Genomic DNA, 17,721 nt, shown 5'->3' with positions numbered 1-17,721 from the left:
CTGCGCTGTGCCTATCCCCGTGGGCACGGGACAGGGTAAGGTGTCGCCCCTGTAGCCCGCCGCCAGCCCCGCCGATGCCCAACTCGATTCCGACCGCTTCGCCGTCCCGCCTCGGACATTCGCTCAAGCCCCGCCAGCTGATCATGATGGGCCTGGGCAGCGCCATCGGCGCCGGCCTGTTCCTCGGCTCGGGCGTGGGTGTGCAGGCAGCCGGTCCGGCGGTGCTGGTGTCGTACCTGGTGGCGGGCGCGCTGGTGATCATCGTGATGAACGCGCTGGGCGAGATGGCGGCGGCCAAGCCCACCAGCGGCGCGTTCTCGGTGTATGCAGCCGACGCCATGGGCGCTACCGCCGGTGCCACGGTGGGCTGGCTGTGGTGGGTGCAGCTGGTGATCGTGATCGCCGCTGAAGCAGTGGGCGCAGCCGGGCTGCTGGCCACGGTCTGGCCGGCGATACCGGTACCGATGGCGGCATTGGCCTTCATGCTGTTCTTCACCGCGATCAACCTGCTCGGAGTGAAGAACTTCGGCGAGTTCGAATTCTGGTTCGCCATCCTCAAGGTGGCGGCAATCCTGGCCTTCATCGCCATTGGCGTGGCGCTGCTGATGGGGTGGCTGCCGCAGGTGACCTCGCCGGGCCTGAGCAACTTCACCGAGCATGGTGGCTTCGCACCGAAGGGCCTGGCCGGGATCGGTGCGGCGCTGCTGGTTGTCGTTTTTGCCTTTGGCGGTACCGAGATCGTTGCCGTGGCGGCGGCCGAAACCGAAGATCCCGAGCGCAGCATTGCCCGTGCCATCCGCACCGTGGCCTGGCGCATCCTGGTGTTCTACATCGGCTCGCTGAGCGTGATCATCGCCGTGGTGCCGTGGACCAGCGAGGCGCTGAAGTCGCCGTTCGCGGCGGTGCTGGATATCGCCCGTATTCCGGGTGCCGGCACCGCCATCACCCTGATCGCGGTGATCGCGTTGTTGTCCGCGCTCAACGCCAACCTCTACGGCGCCTCGCGCATGATGTACTCGCTGGCGCAGCGTCGTGAAGCTCCTGCCGTGCTGGGCTGGACCGACCCGCGCCAGGTGCCCGTGATCGCCGTGCTGGCCAGCGTGCTGTTCGGCTTTGCCGCCACGGTGATGGAACTGCTGTTCCCGGACCGGGTGCTGCCGGTGCTGCTGAACATCGTCGGCTCCACCTGCCTGCTGGTGTGGACGCTGTCGCTGGTCTCGCAACTGGTGCTGCGCCGCCGGGCGGATCGCCTGGGTACCCGCCTGCCGTTCCGCATGGCCGGTTTCCCGTGGCTGACCGTTTGTGCACTGGGCATCCTGGCGCTGATCTTCGGTCTGCTGTTGAGCGAGTCACATACCCGCCTGCAGTTCCTGTCGATGGTGGCGTTGACCGCCACGATCGCCGCTGGCAGCGCCATCGCGCGGCGCATGCGCGAGGCGTAATTCTGTAGAGCCGACCCTACGGTCGGCTGCTGTTCGCGCGGTCGCCAGCCGAGCATGGGCTCGGCTCTACAGCAGGCATACATCCGCCGTGCCATCCTGATCGCGTGGGCCGTCAGCGGCCCGTCGACCGGGAGTACCGCATGCTGCGCAGCCGTCCGTTCCTGATGTTCACTGGCCAGGCCGAGGCCGCTCTGGCCCTGTACGCCGAAGCCTTCGCCGATTTTCGCCTGCTTGCCCTGCAGCGCCACCCCGAGGGCGCCGGTGCCGGCGTGCCCGGGCAGGTCCGCCAGGCCATCTTCCTGCTGGGTGGCACCCACTACCTGTGCTTCGACAGCCTGGACGTACATGACTTCACATTCAGCCCGTCGATCTCGCTGTTCGTCGAGTGTTCCGGCGCCGAACAGTTCGAACGCGCGGCACGCGTACTGGGAGAAGGTGGGCACTGGCTGATGCCGGTGGGCGACTACGATTTCAGCAACCGCTACGGCTGGGTGCAGGACCGTTTCGGCGTGTCGTGGCAGTTGAGCCTGGGGCAGATGCCGGACCCGTGACCGGATCATGGTGGGTGTGGACCTTGGTCCACACTCTTTTAAGAGAACGGCCCGCTTGCGCGGGCCGTTCTCTTTACCGATGCAGCGAGGAATCAAGCCTCGACTTCATCATCCTTGTAGGCATCAACGGGGATGCAGGCGCACATCACGTTCTTGTCGCCGTACACGTTGTCCACGCGTGCCACCGGCGGCCAGTACTTCTGCAGCTTCAGGCTGGGCAGCGGGAACGCTGCCAGTTCGCGTGGGTAAGCGTGGGTCCACTCGCTGGCCGTTACTGCGGTCGCAGTGTGCGGCGCGTTCTTCAGCGGGTTGTCCTCGCGGTCCAGGCGGCCGTCTTCGATCGCGCTGATTTCCTCGCGGATCTGGATCATCGCGCTGATGAAGCGATCCAGCTCGTGCAGCGATTCGCTCTCGGTCGGCTCGACCATCAGCGTACCGGCCACCGGGAAGCTCAGGGTCGGGGCATGGAAGCCGAAGTCGATCAGGCGCTTTGCCACGTCCTCGGCGCCGATGCCGCTGGTCTTCTCCAGGGGACGTACGTCGAGGATGCACTCATGCGCCACCAGGCCGTTGCGGCCGGTGTACAGGGTCTTGAAGTGCGGGGCCAGGCGCTTGGCGATGTAGTTGGCGTTGAGCTGGGCCACCTGGGTGGCCTTGCGCAGGCCTTCGCTGCCCATCATGGCGATGTACATCCAGCTGATCGGCAGGATCGAGGCGCTGCCGAAGCTGGCCGCGCTGACCATGCCGACCGGGCCGTTGTCGCCCAGCTTGCCCGGCAGGAACGGGGCAAGGTGTTCCTTCACCGCGCACGGGCCGACACCCGGGCCGCCACCGCCGTGCGGGATGCAGAAGGTCTTGTGCAGGTTCAGGTGCGAAACGTCCGAACCCCACTTGCCCGGCTTGGCCACGCCCACCAGGGCGTTCATGTTGGCGCCGTCGGTGTACACCTGGCCGCCGTGCTGGTGGATGATCTCGCAGATCTCGACCACCTCTTCCTCGAACACGCCGTGCGTGGACGGATAGGTCATCATGATCGCGGCCAGGCGATCGCTGTACTTCTCGGCGTTGAGGCGGATGTCCTCGACGTCGACGTTGCCGTTGGCATCGGTCTTGGTGACCACGACCTTCATGCCGCACATCTGTGCCGAAGCCGGGTTGGTGCCGTGCGCCGAATCCGGGATCAGGCAGATGTCGCGGTGGCCTTCGCCGCGCGAGCGGTGGTAGGCGCGGATCGCCAGCAGGCCGGCGTACTCGCCCTGCGCGCCGGAATTCGGCTGCAGGCTGACCGCGTCGTAGCCGGTGCACTCGACCAGCATCGCTTCAAGCGAATCGATCAGTTCCTTGTAGCCCAGCGCCTGGTCGGCCGGCACCAGCGGGTGGATCTGCGAGAACTCCGGCCAGGTCACCGGGATCATCTCGGCGGTGGCGTTGAGCTTCATGGTGCACGAACCCAGCGGGATCATCGTGCGATCCATCGCCAGATCCTTGTCGGCCAGCGAGCGCAGGTAGCGCAGCAGTTCGTGCTCGCTGTGATGGGTGTTGAACACCGGGTGGGTCAGGAACGCGGACTGGCGCAGCAGGCCGGCCGGCAGCGCGTCGGCGGTGCTGGCATCGAGTGCGTCGACGTCGGCCTGCGCACCGAACACGGCAGCCAGCGCGACCACGTCGGCGCGGGTGGCGGTCTCGTCCAGGCTGATGCCGACCGAGTCGCTGTCGATCGCGCGCAGGTTGTAACCGGCGGCGCGGGCCTTGGCGTGGATCTCATCGGCGTGCACGCCGGTGACATGCAGGGTGTCGAAGAAGTCGCCACCGACCTGCACGCCGGCCGTGCGCAGCGCCGCGGCCAGGATCGAGGCCAGGCGGTGGGTGCGGCGGGCGATGCGGGTCAGGCCGTCCGGGCCGTGGTAGACGGCGTACATCGACGCCATCACCGCCAGCAGCACCTGCGCGGTGCAGATGTTGGAGGTGGCCTTCTCGCGGCGGATGTGCTGTTCACGGGTCTGCAGGGTCAGGCGGTAGGCCGGGTTGCCCTGGGCATCGACCGAAACACCGATCAGGCGGCCCGGCATCGAGCGCTTGTAGGCGTCACGGCAGGCCATGAAGGCGGCGTGTGGGCCACCGAAGCCGAACGGCACGCCGAAACGCTGGCTGTTGCCGACCACGATGTCCGCGCCCCATTCGCCCGGGGCGGCCAGCAGGGTCAGGGCCAGCAGGTCGGTCGCCACGGCCACCAGGCCGCCGCGCGCGTGCACGGCATCGACCAGCGCCTTGTAGTCGCCCACCTGGCCGAAGGTGTCCGGGTACTGCAGCAGCAGGCCGAAGGCTTCCGCTTCCAGCGCTTCGGCCGGGGTGCCGACGCGCAGCACGATGCCCATCGGCTCGGCGCGGGTGCGCAGCAGTTCCAGAGTCTGCGGGTGCACGGCGTCGTGCACGAAGAAGGTGTCCGACTTCGACTTGGCCGAACGCTTGGCCAGGGTCATCGCTTCGGCGGCGGCGGTGGCTTCGTCCAGCAGCGAGGCGTTGGCGATTTCCATGCCGGTGAGGTCGGCGCACAGGGTCTGGAAGTTGATCAGCGCTTCCATGCGGCCCTGCGAGATTTCCGCCTGGTACGGGGTGTAGGCGGTGTACCAGGCCGGGTTTTCAAGGATGTTGCGCAGGATCACGTTCGGCGTGTGGGTACCGTAGTAGCCCTGGCCGATGAAGCTGCGCAGCACGGTGTTCTTGTCGGCGATCGCGCGGATCTTCGCCAGTGCCTGCACTTCGGTCATCGACTCCGGCAGCGCCAGCGACGCCGACGACTTGATCTTGGCCGGCACGATGGCATCGGTCATCGCATCCAGCGAAGCGTGGCCGACGACATCGAGCATCTGCGCGATCTCGGCGTCGTTGGGGCCGATGTGGCGCTCGACGAACGCGGAATGATGCTCGAGCTCACGCAGGGAAGGGGTGTTCTGGGACATGGCGAAGGATCCGTCAGGAAAGGGCACACGCACGGGCACAAGCCGCCGGTCGGCGGTCTGCGGGGCGCCCCTCTGTCCTTTTGCCTGAGAGTTTAAAAGCGCGGCGGACCGCAGCTTCGTGCCCCTTCGGCGCCGGATCGAACCGGTCTCTCCAGAGTTGTGTTACGGGTGGTATCGGGCCTGAGCGATTACGGGCGTTGCGCCTTCGGCAGCGGTGTTCCGCTTCTCCCACCGTGTTGCCCGCCGATTATAGCCCTTTGAGCGCGCGGCGGCCGTTCCGGAGCCAGGTCGCCGCACCTGAATGGCCGATGGCCCGGACGTGCGTTTTGTGCAGTGCTGCATGGCGCAGGGAACAATCCGCACCTATGATGAGCAGATACCCGAATTTATCTGGCGCCGTCCCTGCTTCAGGGGGACCGGCGCCCGCCGTGCATGTCACGCATGGCCCTGCCGGACGCTTGCCCGATGACCGCCGCTGTTGCTCCCTCCACCCGCCGCATGGCCCTGCTGCTTGCCGGCCTGGCCATGTTTGGCCCGTTCTCGATCGACACCATTTTCCCGGCGTTCCCTCAGCTGGCCCAGCGCCTGACGGTGGACGAGGTGGCGGTGCAGCAGACCATCAGCGTGTACCTGCTGTTCTACGGCCTGATGAGCCTGGCGCACGGCCCGTTGTCCGATGCCTGGGGCCGCAAGCGGGTGATCCTGGGCGGCCTGGTGGTGTTCGTCGGCGCCTCGGTCGGCTGTGCGCTGTCCACCGACCTGACTACGCTGCTGGCGTTCCGTGCGCTGCAGGGCCTGTCGGCGGGTGTCGGCATGATCGTCGGCCGCGCCGTGATCCGCGATCTCTACCACGGCCACGACGCGCAGCGGCTGATGAGCCAGGTCTCGATGCTGTTCGGCATCGCACCGGCCATCGCACCGATCATCGGCGGCTGGATCCTGCTCAGCGGCGCTGGCTGGCCACTGATCTTCTGGTTCCTGGTGGTGTTCGCGCTGGTGCTGCTGGCGGCTACCGCACGCTACCTGCCGGAGACTCATCCGGTCGAAGCGCGGGTACCGTTGTCACCACGCGCATTGATGCGTGATTACGTGCGCATCGGCTTCAACCCGCGCTTCCTGCGCCTCGCGCTGGCCGGCAGCATCGGCTTCGGTGGCATCTTCCTGTACATCTCCTCGGCGCCGGTGTTCGTGATGCAGCACCTGCACCTAGGGGAGGGCGGATTTGCCTGGCTGTTCATCCCCACCATCGGCGGCATGACCACCGGCTCGTTCCTGTCCGGGCGCATGGCCGGCCACACCACACCCACCCGCCAGGTCGCCATTGGCTTCAGCCTGTGCGCTTTGTCGGCGCTGCTGAATGTCGGCTACGTGGCGCTGTCGCCGCAGTTCGTGCTGCCGTGGGCGGTGCTGCCGATCTTCCTGGGCGGCATGGGCATGTCGCTGATCTTCCCGATCCTGGCACTGGCGGTGCTGGACATGTACCCGCACCAGCGCGGCCTGGCCTCGTCGCTGCAGGCCTTCGTGCAGCTGATGATCAGCACCGTGGTGGCCGGCGTGGTGTCGCCGCTGCTGAGCGCCAGTCCGTTGCATCTGGCCCTGGGCCAGGCCGCGTTCTTCGGCGTCGGCTTCGTGTTCTGGTACTGGGAATACCAGCGCGAGCGTGCGGCGCAGGCGGCCTGCACGGGCCATTGAGCAGCGCGCAGGGGTAGGGCGGGCCGCGATGCCCGCAACGCTTGCGGCGAGGAATGGCCGGACTAGGCTGGGGACTCCAGCCAGCCGGTGCGTGGATGCACGACAGCCAGCCGATCCGATGTCGTTGCATGAGGTTCCCCCATGGCTGCGCAGCAGACCTACCGCCTGTTCGAGGTGGCGCTGAAGGAGCGCCGCGTTCTTTCCCCTTCCCTGGACCGCATGGTGTTCACCGGTGCCGACGTGGCACGGATGAAGACCGAGGGCCCGGACCAGCGCATCAAGGTGTTCTTCCCCTTGCCCGGCCAGGACGTGCCGCAGGTGCCCAGTGGCGAGGACTGGTATCCGCGCTACCGGGCGCTGCCGGACGATCAGCGCCCGCCGATGCGTACCTACACCATCCGCCAATTGCGCGCCGAGCAGGGCGAGGTCGATGTCGATTTCGTCATCCATGGCGAAACCGGCCCCGCTTCGCGCTGGGCCACGCACGCCCGCCCCGGCGACCGCGTGGTGCTCCTGGCCCCGGACGTCGACTGTGCCGGGAGCAGCGAGGGCTGGGAGTGGAAGCCACCGGCCGGTGTCGGCCAGGTGCTGCTGGTGGCCGATGAAACCGCGTTGCCTGCGGTGGCTGGCATCCTTGAGGAACTGTCGGCCATGGTCGACCCACCGCGCACGCTGGCACTGCTGGAGGTGGCGCAGGCCGGTGATGCGGTGCACCTGAAGGCGCCCTCCAGCGCCGAGCTGGTCTGGCTGCCGCGCGGGCAGGCCGCCTACGGACAGCCGTTGCTGCAGGCGGTCCAGGCGCGGTTGGCAGCGACCTCGAGCGAGGCTGCCGGCGATGCGCTGGAGGAGATCGACGTCGATACGCAGATCCTCTGGGAGCAGGCCGATACCCGCGTGGCCGGGCCGCTGTATGCCTGGGTGGCGGGCGAGGCGGGGGCGGTGATGGCGATCCGCCGCCACCTGGTGCGCGATTGCGGGCTGGACCGCCGCGCGATCACCTTCATGGGCTACTGGAGGCACGGCAAGGTGCTGGACTGAGAGGGTGTGAAGCAGCGCTGCGGGCGGGGTGCGCTATCCTTGCGCCCCCTTCGCAGCGGTACCGCACCATGTCCACCAGCTCCAAGACCCGCCGCGACCAGCGCCGTCGCCAGGAAAAGCAGGCCGCCAACAAGGCCGCTGCCCAGGCCTCGCCGGTGGAGCCGCATGCGGAACTGCGCGATGCGCAGCGCACCTTGCTGGCCGGTGTCGTGCGCCGTGACGGCGAGTGGGTGCTGGGCATGGATGGCCGCATCGCCGGTCACAGCGAGAGCGCTGCGCAGGTGCTGGCGCTGATCATGCAGGCCGGTGAGCTGCACGAGCGCAACGGCACACCGGTGCGCCTGATGTACTCCGATGCACTGCGCGATGCCGCGCAGGCCGAGGCCAAAGAACTGGGCCAGACTTTCGAGGAATACAAGGCCGAACTGGCCGCAGCGATGGCGGCGAAGAAGAACAGCTGACCGCGGCCAAACTGTAGAGCCGAGCCATGCTCGGCTGCTTTTTCACCGCGCTGCGCGCGGCAAGCCGAGCATGGCTCGGCTCTACAACGCAAAGAGGGGCGGATCCTCGCGGATCCGCCCCTTTTCTCATTTTGCCACCGGGGCCGCGTTGGCCTGCCAGCCGCACATCTGGCCTTCGTTCTGCTGCTTCAGCCACTCGTTGACCGGGGTGAAGTACTCGATCATCGGGCCGGCATCGAGCGTGTCGGTACCGGTCAGCTCCTTCAACGTGGCCTGCCACGGCTGGCTGGCACCCTTGCTCAGCATCGCCCAGTACTTCTGGCCGGCTTCCTTGTTGCCGTAGAAGGTGCACTCATGCAGCGGGCCCTTGTAGCCGGACGCGTCGCACAGGCCCTTGTAGAACTGGAACTGCAGGATGCGCGCCAGGAAGTAGCGGGTGTACGGGGTGTTGCCCGGCACGTGGTACTTCGCGCCCGGATCGAAGAACTCTTCGCCACGGGTGCTGGCTGGCGCCACGCCCTGGTACTTGGCCTTCAGGTCCCACCACGCCTTGTTGTAGTTGTCGGCGGTGATCGAGCCATCGAACACGCCCCAGCGCCAGCGGTCGATCATCAGCCCGAACGGCAGGAACGACACGCCCGACAGCGCCATGCGCATCTGGTTGTTGATGACCGCTTCGCGGCTCTCGGTCGGCGCATCGACCAGACCGATCGAGCTGAGGTACTTGGGCGTCATCGCCAGCACGATGGTGTCGCCGATCGCTTCATGGAAGCCATCGTTGGCACCGCCCTGGAACAGCGGTGGCAGCGGGTTGTAGGCCAGGTCGTAATAGATGTGGCCCAGCTCGTGGTAGATGGTGGTGAAGTTTTCTTCGTTCGGCTTGATGCACATCTTGGTGCGCACGTCGCCTTCCATGTTCATGTCCCAGGCGCTGGCGTGGCAGACCACGTCGCGGTCGTCAGGCTTGATGAACTGGGTTTTTTCCCAATAGGACTGCGGCAGTGACGGCATGCCCAGCGACACGTAGAAGTCCTGCGCGCGCTCGGTCATCTGCTTGGCGGTACGCAGTTCGGCCTCACGCTGCGCCTTGTACTGGGCGGCCACGTTGGCGTCCTTGCCGGCCTTGGCCAGCGCAGCGCTCAGGTTGGTCTGGTACTGCTTTTCCAGCGCTGCGGTAATGTCCAGGCTGCCGGCACCCGGGTACGGTTCCAGCTGGTCCCACAGGTTCGACCAGTCCTGCTGCCACATGTTGCCGAGCAGGTGCGCCGCGATCAGACCATTGCCCACTTCGGCCTTGTCCTTGCCGTAGGTCTTGTCCAGCTTGCCGCGCGCGTAGCAGTGCAGCTGTTCGTACATCGGCTTGACCTGTTCCCACAGGCGATCGGTTTCAGGGCCGATCTGCTCCGGCGGCATGTCATAGCCGCTGCGCCACATCTGGCCGGCATCGGTGAAGCCCATGCCCTTGGCGCCTTCGTTCACCAGGCCGACGAACTTCTGGTAATCGCCACGCATGCTCTTGGTGGTGCTGTGCCAGCCCTGCCACGCATCGAGCTGCTTGTCGTAGTCGCGGCTGCGTGCCAGCACCTGCTCCAGCTCGCCAAGCTGGCGGCAGGAGTTCGGATCATTGGCATCGGTGCAGTACTTTCCGGCACCGTAACTGCCTTCCATGCGGGTGGCGATCTGGGTCAGCTCGGCCAGCTTGGCCGGGTCGCGCGGCGCTGGCATCGAGGACATCAGCTTCAGCAGGTGGATCGCACGCTTGCTGTCCTCGCTCATCGGCTTGCCGTCGAACTTGGCGGCCTGTTCGATCCAGCTGTTGAGCTGGGTCAGCGAGCGCTCGTTGGCCTTGGCCGCGATGCGTTCGGAATCGCTGTTGATGTAGGTGGAGGACAACCACTGCGCCGAGGTCATCTCCGGGTAGGCGGCCTTGAATTCGGCATTGATGCGGGCCACGAACTGGTCGGCGGTTTCGCCGGCCGGGGCGCTGCTGCTGGCGGCATCGGTGCCTGGGGTGGGTTCCTTCTTGCAGGCGACCAGGGCCAACGTGGCGGCGGCGACTGCCGAGGCCAGCAGGAGATGACGGTGTTTCACGGGCGGTCCTTGGGTGGTGAACGACGGCCGAAGGCTAGTGGGCCGTCGTTGCCACCGCAAGTGGCGGAAGTCGGCCGGGCGGCGCCCGGCACCTGCAGAGGCCGGAGCACAAGCAAGAGCAACAGCGTGCTATCCGTGGGATGGCGGGGCGGGGCCCGGTTGCGGGGGACGCCGTAAATCCGTCCATGGAGGCTCGGTCGCGCCATCCATGGCGCTCACGCCCCCGCAACCGGACCCACCCCGCCTTCGACAATTGACCGCGACCTGTTGGAAATCCACGCCATGCGTGGATCAATCTTCATCGAAATCGAATATCTCGAATTGAATACGAAGAGCGTCCACACATGGCGTGGATCTACCAGACACCGGAAAACTGTCAGAGGTGGGGCGGTGTCGGAGTGCGGGGTGTCAGCCGCATGGATGCGGCTGCCAAGCCTACATGGACGTACTTGCGGCGTCCCCGCATTCCGACACCGCCCCGCCAAACCAAGGAATGCCTGCTTCTGCTGTTGCCGTTGCCGTTGCTTGTGCAGTGGCCTCGGCGGGTGCAGGGCTGCAAGCCCTGCCGAACAACCCTCAACTCTCGCAGTTGGCGAACACGTCGCGATCGCGCTCGTACAGCGAGGTCTTCACCTGCATCAGGCCCAGCACCGACGGGAACAGGTTGTCGTGGTCGGTATAGGCCGCCGAGCGCTTGCGCACACACTGCAGGTCCAGCCCGCGGCTGCTGGCGAAGCCCGGCGAGAACCACATCGTCATCGGCACCCGGGTCTGCTCGGCCGGCGCGATCGCATACGGCACCCCGTGCAGGAACAGTCCCTTCTCGCCCAGCGATTCGCCATGGTCGGACAGGTAGATCATCGCCGTGTCGTAGTCCTGCATGCCCTGCAGGGTGCCGATGGTCCTGCTCAGGAAATGATCGGTGTACAGCACCGCGTTGTCGTAGCTGTTTGTGATCTCTTCGCGCGAACAGCGGCCGATGTCACGGGTGTCGCAGGTCGGCTTGAAGCGGGCGAAGGCGGCCGGGTAGCGCTCGAAATAGGCGGGGCCGTGGTTGCCCAGCTGGTGGAGCACCACCACGCGGTCGCCGGGCTTTGCACGTACCTGGGTGGCCAGGTCCTGCAGCAGGATCTCGTCCATGCAGCGGCCGTCTGCGCACAGGCCCGGGGTGGTCGCGTCGGACAGCGACTGGAAGTCCAGGCCTTCGCACACGCCCTTGCAGCCGGACTGGTTGTCACGCCACAGCGGTGCGATGCCGGCACGGTTGAGTACGTGCAGCAGCGATTGGTGTGCGCGGATCTTCTTTTCGTCGTAGCCGTGGCGTCCCCACGGCGAGAACAGGCACGGCAGCGACACTTCGGTGCTGGTGCCGCAGGAGTGCATGTCAGGGAAGTTGATCACCGGCGCCTGGGCCAGTTCCGGCGTGGTGTTGCGGCCACCGTTAAGGCCCCAGTTCTGCGCGCGCACGGTCTCGCCCATCACGATCACCAGCAGGCGAGGCTTGCTGGCCGCAGCGCGCGGCGTGGCCTTGGCGTCGGTGCCGATCGGCAGCTTCGGCGCGCGCTGCACGGGGTTGTCGCCGCGCAGTGCACGCGGCAGGCCCAGCAGCACGTTGGCCGGGGTGGCCAGGTAGCGCACTTCACGCTGGTTGCGCATCAGCGCGGAGACGTCCTGGAACGAGATCAGCGCACCGCCAACGGCGGTCACCGCTGCCACGACCAGGAAGCCGAGGCGCCACAGCAGGCTGCGGGCCCAGCTACGGCGGCGCAGCTGCACGCGCCATAGCACCACCATCGGCAGCACTGCCAGCAACAGCACCGGCCACAGCAGCGACACGGTCATCAGCTCGCGGCTTTCCTTGGGGTCGGTCGCCAGCACGTTGCGCAGCATGTCCGCATCCAGGTAGATGTGGTAGCGGCTCATGTAGTGCGCTGCGAATGCGGTCACCAGCAGCAACAGGCTGATCACCACCTTGGCATTCCAGCGCCAGACCACGATGCCCAGCAGTACGCCGTGGGCACCCAGCAGCAACAGCAGCAGCGAAAGCCCGTAGCGCACGCTGCCCGGATGGCTGGCCATCGCGCTGTGCCAGAACAGGCCGTTTCCGGCCACCGCGAAGAACAGGCTGGTCAGCGCGATCAGTGCTTCGGTGGACAGCTGCGGCCGCCAGCTGCGAAGGCCCGCAAGTGCGGGGAGGCGGGCGGGGCGTTGGACCGATGCACTCATGCGTTTGCCTCCTGGCGGTGGGTAAGGTCCAGCTGACGGCGTGTCAGGACGCGTTTGACGGTCAGATACAGGACCAGCGAAAGCAGCCAGCAGATCAACGCAGTAGCAACGTCATGCGAAAGGAAATGCGCGCCCCGCAGCTGCTGGCTGATGCCGAACACCAGACCGGTGCCGAGGCCGGTCCACAACCCTGCCCAGCGCCAGGCGGGACGCCACAGCAGTGCGAAGAAGTACAGGCACAGCCACGCGTAACCGGCGCTGGCGTGGCCTGCGGGGAAGCAGGCCTGCGCGGCCATGCCGGCCGGGCGCGCAGTGAGCAGGCCGATGAAGGGCTGGTGGCCGCCGTAGCGCAGCAGGTCCCAAGGGCATTCCATGGGCACCCATGACTTCAGAAGCGAGATCACGCCGGTGCTCAGTGCCATCGCGGTTACGACATACAGCAGCGACCAGCGCAGGGTGCGATCGCGACCTTTGCACCAGTGGTGTAAGCACAGCAGGATCGCGACCAGCGCCGCTGCCGTGGTCAGCCATTTGCCTGCCTTGTGCACCAGCGTGCGGGTGGCCCAGGCGTCCTGCAGCGCCCAATGGCCGCCCTCAAGGCGGAACAGGTGGTCGGCCACCCATTGATCACCGCCGAATTCCATCAGCAGCGCAAACACGGGCAGACCAATTGCGACAGGCAGCCAGAGGTGGGTTACGGCAAATCGTGACGCCAGTGGCGATGTCGCAGGCGGCGCTACCGCATCAAGGGGACGGACGGGCATGCTGGGAAGGGGCGGTTCGGGAATCCGCGGCCATGCTCGTCACCTGGATGTCGGAGAAGGGTCGGACGCGCGTTCGAACCGGGTTAATGATGCCGCGACGTCTGCCAACGTTCAGTCTTCCTCGACGTTCGCCCCGGCCCGTTCGGCGTGGCATTCCGCATCCCAGGCGGTGCCCGGGAACAGTTGCCAGCGATTGCGGTTTGCAATGCCGATATCGATCACTTTGGTGCTGTCCACGCAGGGGCTCATTGCATCATCCAGCACCAGCAGCCAGCGCTTGTCCGGCGCCTCGGCCAGCCACGGGCCGGCGTCGTGCCACTGCTCGGCCCAGGGGCGCTTGAAGCCGAACTCGCGCACTGGCCGGTCGGCCTGCAGCAGGTTCTGCTCGCGCCAGGCGACAAGGGCCAGTTCCGCGTCCGGGCCGATCCGTGCACCCACGCGGCGCATCAGTGCCGACGCCGATGCGTAGGGGTCCAGTGCCGGGATCAGTACCAGGCCGTAGAGCATCCACAGCATGCCGTGGGTCAGCAGCACCAGCGTCGCCGCACGGCGCACCCGCAGCCAGACGATCAACGTGGCCAGCGCGATGGAAAAGGTCAGCAGGCCATCACCCAGCACTGGCAGCAGGGTGTCGGGCATGGCCCGCCGTTGCAGCTGTGCCAGTGCCCAGGAATGTTCGGTCATCAGCACTACACCGAGCACGCCGGTGGCCAGCATCAGCACCACGCTGTAGCCGAACAGGTAGCGACGGACGCACACCCGGCGCAGCAGGCCTGGCAACAGCGGTGCCGCGGCCAGTGCAATTGCCGGCAGCATCGGCAGCAGGTAAACCTCGCGCTTGCCCGGGCTGGCGCTGAAGAACAGCAGTACCAGCACGGCCCAGCCCAGCAGCAGCCACTGACGGCGGTCGCCACGGCGGATGCGGCGCCACCAGGGCTTGAACAGCATGGGCAGCAGCAGGCTGCCCGGCAGCCACAGGGTCAGGATCACCTGCAGGTAGTACCAGGCCGGCTGTCGGTGGTGCCAGGCATTGGCGTAACGGGTACCGGTCTGCTTGAACAGCAGTTCATGCGCGTACGCCTGCAGTTCGGCACTGGGCGTGTGCAGCAGGGCCCAGCCCAGCGGCGCCAGCCACACCGCGACGCCCAGCAGGAAGGCCGGGATCAGCCAGAGCAGAGTGGCCGGATGCGGCCCCCCCGCGGTGTGTCCCCGACGACGCTGGTACAGCCACCAGCCGAACCAGGGCAGCACCATCAACAGGGGAAGGAACCCTACACCCTTGGTTACCGTACCGAGACCGGCGGCGAAGCCGGCCAGCCACAGCGCGGGCAGGTTGCGGTGCTCGCACAGGTGGCGCATCAACCCCCACAAGGCCACGGTGGTCATGCCCACCAGCACCATGTCGATCTGCGCGCGCTTGGCCATCAACCCGAACTGCAGGGTGCAGAACAGGGCTGCGAGGGCATAGAGGGAATACCGTGGCGACCACAGTCGGCGTGCCAGATCCGACACCAGCCACAGACTGAGCAGGGCGCCCAGCAGCGATGGCAGCAGGAACGACCACTGCCAGTTGCCGACGATCTCGTAGGCGGCGGCCTGCAGCCACATGAAGACCGGTGGCTTTTCCGCGTACAGCTCCACGCCGCGGTGGGGCAGCAGCCATTGCCCGCTTTCGACCATGTTCCGCGCGGCCAGCACGAAGCGCGGCTCGTCCGGCGGCTGCGGCTGCCGAAGGCCGATGCCCGCTGCCAACGCAGCAACGATCAGCAGCCACAACAGGGGCAGGCGCCAACGACGGGGCAGGGCTACGGGCACGGCGGGCTCCGGGAGCAAAACAGCCATTGTGAGGTGGCAGGGGTGGGAAAAACGTCAGAGGGGTGCCGGGGGCGACCGCATTCCGACATGGGCAGCGCTACCATGGTACGAACTTCCGTGGATGTTTCGTGCATGCGTCTGTTGGTGATCGAGGACAACCGCCAGCTGGTGGCCAACCTGTTCGACTACTTCGAGTCGCGCGGGCACGTGCTGGATGTGGCCCCGGATGGCATCACCGGCCTGCACCTGGCCGGCAGTCATCCCTACGATGCGGTGATCCTGGACTGGATGCTGCCGCGCATGGAGGGCCCCGAAGTGCTGCGCCGGCTGCGCGCCGAGCACGCCTCGGAGGTGCCGGTGATCATGCTCACCGCGCGCGACGAATTGCCGGACAAGATCGCCGGTTTCCGCGCCGGCGCCGATGACTACCTGACCAAGCCCTTCGCCCTGCCGGAACTGGAAGTGCGGCTGGAGGCGCTGCTGTTGCGCGCGCAGGGCCGCAACCCGCGCAAACGCCTGCAGGTGGGCGACCTGGTGCTGGACCTGGCGACCCTGGAAGCCCAGCGTGGCGGCCAGGTGCTGCACCTTTACCCGGCCTGCCGCAAGCTCCTGGAAGTGCTGATGCGTGCCAGCCCCGGCGCGGTCACCCGCCAGCAGCTGGAGTTCGCCCTGTGGGGCGACGAACCGCCGGATGGCGACCTGTTGCGCTCACATGTCTATGAACTGCGCCGCAGCGTCGATGGTCCGTTCGCCGGGAAGCTGATCCATACCCTGCCACGGGTCGGCTACCGGCTGGCCGAGGCCACGGTTGGGGAGACCGGCAAGGACGATGATGAAGGCGCGTAAGCCGGGGCCGCTGTACCGGCGCGTGGTGTGGTGGTTGCTGGGCTACCTGGCACTGCTGTCGATCGCGGTGTTCAGCGTGGGCAACTACGTGCACGAACACGCCGAGCACGCGGCCTGGCGCGCGCTGCTCAATTCCGAGCTGGACAGCATCGTCGAGCATGTTGAACACGAGCCGCATTACCGCTGGCAGGATTCTGACACGCTCAGCCTGTACCGCTTCGATGCGGTCAACCTGCCCCAGAGCTTGCGCGTACTGCATCCAGGGCTGCATGACGGCGTGCTGGTCAAGGGGCGCGAGACGGCCGTTATGGTGCGTGAAACCGAGTCGATGGGACGGGTTGCACTGGTTCTGGACATTTCCGATTTCCATGACCTGGAGCAGTTCGCCACGCGCTGGGTGATGCTGGCCGGGGTGATCATGATCTTCGTCACCGTGCTGATGGCTTCGTTCGGCATGGAGCGGATGGTGCGGCCGCTGAGCCTGCTGGCGCAGCACATTGCTGCGTTGCGGCCAGGCGTGCAGGGTCAGCGGATCAGGGTCGATCCGCGCGGTAGTTCCGAGCTGCATACCATCGCCGATGCGCTGAACGACTACCTGGATCGCAACGAGCAGTTCGTCGAGCGCGAGCGGGTGTTCATCAGTACTGCCAGCCACGAGCTGCGCACGCCAATCGCGGTGATGACCGGTGCTGCCGAGCTGGCGCTGGAACAGCCGGGCCTTCCCGAACGTTCGCGCCAGCAGATGCAGCGCGTGCTGCGTACCGCACAGAGCGTGGAGCAGCTGATCGAGCTGTTGCTGGTGCTGGCCCGGGATCCAGCGCGACTGGCCGCGCGTGCCGAGCGCATTGCACTGGACCAGCTGCTGCCGGAGATCGTCAACGACCATCGTCACCTGCTGGGCGACAAGGACCTGAGCATTGGCATCCAGGCCGCGCCGGTAGATATCGTCGCGCCGCTGGCGGTGGTGCAGGCGGCCATCGGCAACCTGCTGCGCAATGCCATCGAGAACAGTGGCCGTGGCCACATCGAATTGCGGCTGAGTTCGTCGGCGGTGCTGACCCTGCAGGACCCCGGACATGGCATGAGCCCGGAGGAGATCGCGGCCATTCACGCGCGGATGGCCCGTGGCGAGCGCGCCGATCGGGGGGGCGGCATCGGACTGGAGCTGATCGCGCGGCTCTGCGAGCACCTGGGCTGGACCCTGCAGCTGCAGCCCTGCGAGCCGCGTGGCACGCGTGTCACGCTCGATTTCAGTGCCTCGCGACCGGGCTGATCCGGCCGTTCTGGTAGATACCAACCTTGACCGGCATGCCGTTCGTCGGCCGAGGTCGACGCCTACCTGGGCCGTGGCTGAACTGATGCCAACCTGGTTGGCATGCAGTCCGCGTCAACGCCCGTTCGGCCGCGCCACATGCTGGTCGATCAGGATCACGTTGCCATCAGGATCGGCCAGCTGCAGATAGCCGGTGCCCTGCCCATCAGGGTCGGTCCGGACCGCCAGTTCGATGCCCTTCGCATCCAGTTCGGCCTGCAACTCGCGCACGTCCTGGAAACGGGGCAGTTCCTGCTTGTGCTGATCCCAGCCCGGGTTGAAGGTGAGCAGGTTGCCCTCGAACATCCCCTGGAACAGGCCGATGACAATGCCATTGTTGCGCATCACCAGCCAGTTCTGCGCCGGCTCACCACCGGTTACCGAAAAGCCCAAGGCCTCGTAGAAGGCTCGCGAGGCTCCAAGGTCCTTGACCGAGAGGCTGACAGAGAAGGCACCGAGCTGCATGGGGGGCTCCGGGGAGGACAGTCGGCAGTGCAGCATGACCCGGCGTGAAGACAATGTT

At 66.7% G+C, this 17,721-nt stretch carries 13 protein-coding genes and 1 riboswitch; of the genes, 7 read left to right on the top strand and 6 right to left on the bottom strand.

Annotated features, from left to right (window positions below; all coding sequences use genetic code 11):
• Nucleotides 1-74 precede the first annotated feature (74 nt).
• Both D7Y61_RS10640 and D7Y61_RS10635 read left to right on the top strand, forming a co-directional pair.
• Entirely contained in the window at nt 75-1,442 is a 1,368-nt protein-coding gene (locus D7Y61_RS10640; protein ID WP_180866213.1) for an amino acid permease, read from the top strand.
• 140 nt (nt 1,443-1,582) lie between these two features.
• Nucleotides 1,583-1,993 carry a VOC family protein gene (locus D7Y61_RS10635; RefSeq protein WP_005418291.1) on the top strand — a complete coding sequence of 137 codons (411 nt, stop codon included), beginning with the start codon at nt 1,583-1,585 and terminating at the stop codon, nt 1,991-1,993.
• A 92-nt stretch (nt 1,994-2,085) separates the two neighbouring features.
• Here the strand turns inward: D7Y61_RS10635 and gcvP are convergent, their stop codons facing one another.
• Nucleotides 2,086-4,953 carry an aminomethyl-transferring glycine dehydrogenase gene (gene gcvP / locus D7Y61_RS10630; protein WP_180866212.1) on the bottom strand — a complete coding sequence of 956 codons (2,868 nt, stop codon included), beginning with the start codon at nt 4,951-4,953 and terminating at the stop codon, nt 2,086-2,088.
• 62 nt (nt 4,954-5,015) lie between these two features.
• A riboswitch (glycine riboswitch) is annotated at nt 5,016-5,118 on the bottom strand.
• 300 nt (nt 5,119-5,418) lie between these two features.
• Between gcvP and D7Y61_RS10625 the strand changes: the two genes are divergently transcribed.
• The 3 genes from D7Y61_RS10625 (at nt 5,419) to D7Y61_RS10615 (ending at nt 8,144) form a co-directional block, all read left to right on the top strand.
• Entirely contained in the window at nt 5,419-6,645 is a 1,227-nt protein-coding gene (locus tag D7Y61_RS10625) for a multidrug effflux MFS transporter (protein ID WP_180866211.1), read from the top strand.
• 141 nt (nt 6,646-6,786) lie between these two features.
• A complete protein-coding gene (locus tag D7Y61_RS10620) occupies nt 6,787-7,683 on the top strand; it encodes a siderophore-interacting protein (protein WP_180866210.1) in 897 nt (298 codons plus the stop codon).
• 68 nt (nt 7,684-7,751) lie between these two features.
• Nucleotides 7,752-8,144 (top strand): hypothetical protein, encoded by a 393-nt coding sequence (locus D7Y61_RS10615; RefSeq protein ID WP_180866209.1) that lies wholly within the window; start codon nt 7,752-7,754, stop codon nt 8,142-8,144.
• A 126-nt stretch (nt 8,145-8,270) separates the two neighbouring features.
• On the opposite strand, the gene D7Y61_RS10610 is transcribed toward D7Y61_RS10615, so the two are convergent.
• From D7Y61_RS10610 to D7Y61_RS10595, 4 genes are all read right to left on the bottom strand, one after another.
• Entirely contained in the window at nt 8,271-10,235 is a 1,965-nt protein-coding gene (locus D7Y61_RS10610) for a M2 family metallopeptidase (protein WP_180866208.1), read from the bottom strand.
• A gap of 576 nt (nt 10,236-10,811) precedes the next feature.
• Complete coding sequence (locus D7Y61_RS10605; RefSeq protein ID WP_180866207.1) at nt 10,812-12,461, bottom strand: phosphoethanolamine transferase; 1,650 nt, start codon at nt 12,459-12,461, stop codon at nt 10,812-10,814.
• The gene (locus D7Y61_RS10600) at nt 12,458-13,225 is read right to left on the bottom strand and encodes a phosphatase PAP2 family protein (protein ID WP_180866206.1); all 768 of its coding nucleotides are present in this window, start codon (nt 13,223-13,225) and stop codon (nt 12,458-12,460) included. The genes D7Y61_RS10605 and D7Y61_RS10600 overlap by 4 nt, the downstream gene beginning before the upstream one ends.
• Nucleotides 13,226-13,336: 111 nt before the next feature.
• Nucleotides 13,337-15,040: a glycosyltransferase family 39 protein gene (locus D7Y61_RS10595; RefSeq protein WP_180866205.1), complete on the bottom strand. Its 1,704-nt coding sequence runs from the start codon at nt 15,038-15,040 to the stop codon at nt 13,337-13,339.
• A gap of 132 nt (nt 15,041-15,172) precedes the next feature.
• Here D7Y61_RS10595 and D7Y61_RS10590 point away from each other — a divergent pair, with 132 nt between their 5' ends.
• Together D7Y61_RS10590 and D7Y61_RS10585 are read left to right on the top strand one after the other, a co-directional pair.
• Entirely contained in the window at nt 15,173-15,886 is a 714-nt protein-coding gene (locus D7Y61_RS10590) for a response regulator transcription factor (protein ID WP_180866204.1), read from the top strand.
• Entirely contained in the window at nt 15,873-17,159 is a 1,287-nt protein-coding gene (locus tag D7Y61_RS10585; protein ID WP_180866203.1) for a sensor histidine kinase, read from the top strand. Before D7Y61_RS10590 ends, D7Y61_RS10585 begins: the two co-directional genes overlap by 14 nt.
• 114 nt (nt 17,160-17,273) lie before the next feature.
• Here D7Y61_RS10585 and D7Y61_RS10580 read toward each other — a convergent pair whose 3' ends face one another.
• Nucleotides 17,274-17,663, bottom strand: coding sequence for a VOC family protein (locus D7Y61_RS10580; protein ID WP_180866202.1), 390 nt, complete (start codon nt 17,661-17,663; stop codon nt 17,274-17,276).
• Nucleotides 17,664-17,721: the final 58 nt, after the last annotated feature.

Source organism: Stenotrophomonas maltophilia (assembly GCF_013464485.1).
GTDB classification, from domain to species: domain Bacteria; phylum Pseudomonadota; class Gammaproteobacteria; order Xanthomonadales; family Xanthomonadaceae; genus Stenotrophomonas; species Stenotrophomonas maltophilia_AW.
Note: the sequence above shows the minus strand (reverse complement) of the source record. Positions and strands in the feature narration are given on the sequence as shown.

What these genes read in the sequence shown, in the direction of transcription:
- D7Y61_RS10625 (WP_180866211.1), top strand. Translation starts at nt 5,419, where the DNA reads ATGACCGCCGCTGTTGCTCCCTCCACCCGCCGCATGGCCCTGCTGCTT.
- D7Y61_RS10590 (WP_180866204.1), top strand. Translation starts at nt 15,173, where the DNA reads ATGCGTCTGTTGGTGATCGAGGACAACCGCCAGCTGGTGGCCAACCTG.
- D7Y61_RS10600 (WP_180866206.1), bottom strand. Translation starts at nt 13,225, where the DNA reads ATGCCCGTCCGTCCCCTTGATGCGGTAGCGCCGCCTGCGACATCGCCA.
- D7Y61_RS10605 (WP_180866207.1), bottom strand. Translation starts at nt 12,461, where the DNA reads ATGAGTGCATCGGTCCAACGCCCCGCCCGCCTCCCCGCACTTGCGGGC.
- D7Y61_RS10635 (WP_005418291.1), top strand. Translation starts at nt 1,583, where the DNA reads ATGCTGCGCAGCCGTCCGTTCCTGATGTTCACTGGCCAGGCCGAGGCC.
- D7Y61_RS10615 (WP_180866209.1), top strand. Translation starts at nt 7,752, where the DNA reads ATGTCCACCAGCTCCAAGACCCGCCGCGACCAGCGCCGTCGCCAGGAA.
- D7Y61_RS10620 (WP_180866210.1), top strand. Translation starts at nt 6,787, where the DNA reads ATGGCTGCGCAGCAGACCTACCGCCTGTTCGAGGTGGCGCTGAAGGAG.
- D7Y61_RS10585 (WP_180866203.1), top strand. Translation starts at nt 15,873, where the DNA reads ATGAAGGCGCGTAAGCCGGGGCCGCTGTACCGGCGCGTGGTGTGGTGG.
- gcvP (WP_180866212.1), bottom strand. Translation starts at nt 4,953, where the DNA reads ATGTCCCAGAACACCCCTTCCCTGCGTGAGCTCGAGCATCATTCCGCG.
- D7Y61_RS10580 (WP_180866202.1), bottom strand. Translation starts at nt 17,663, where the DNA reads ATGCAGCTCGGTGCCTTCTCTGTCAGCCTCTCGGTCAAGGACCTTGGA.
- D7Y61_RS10640 (WP_180866213.1), top strand. Translation starts at nt 75, where the DNA reads ATGCCCAACTCGATTCCGACCGCTTCGCCGTCCCGCCTCGGACATTCG.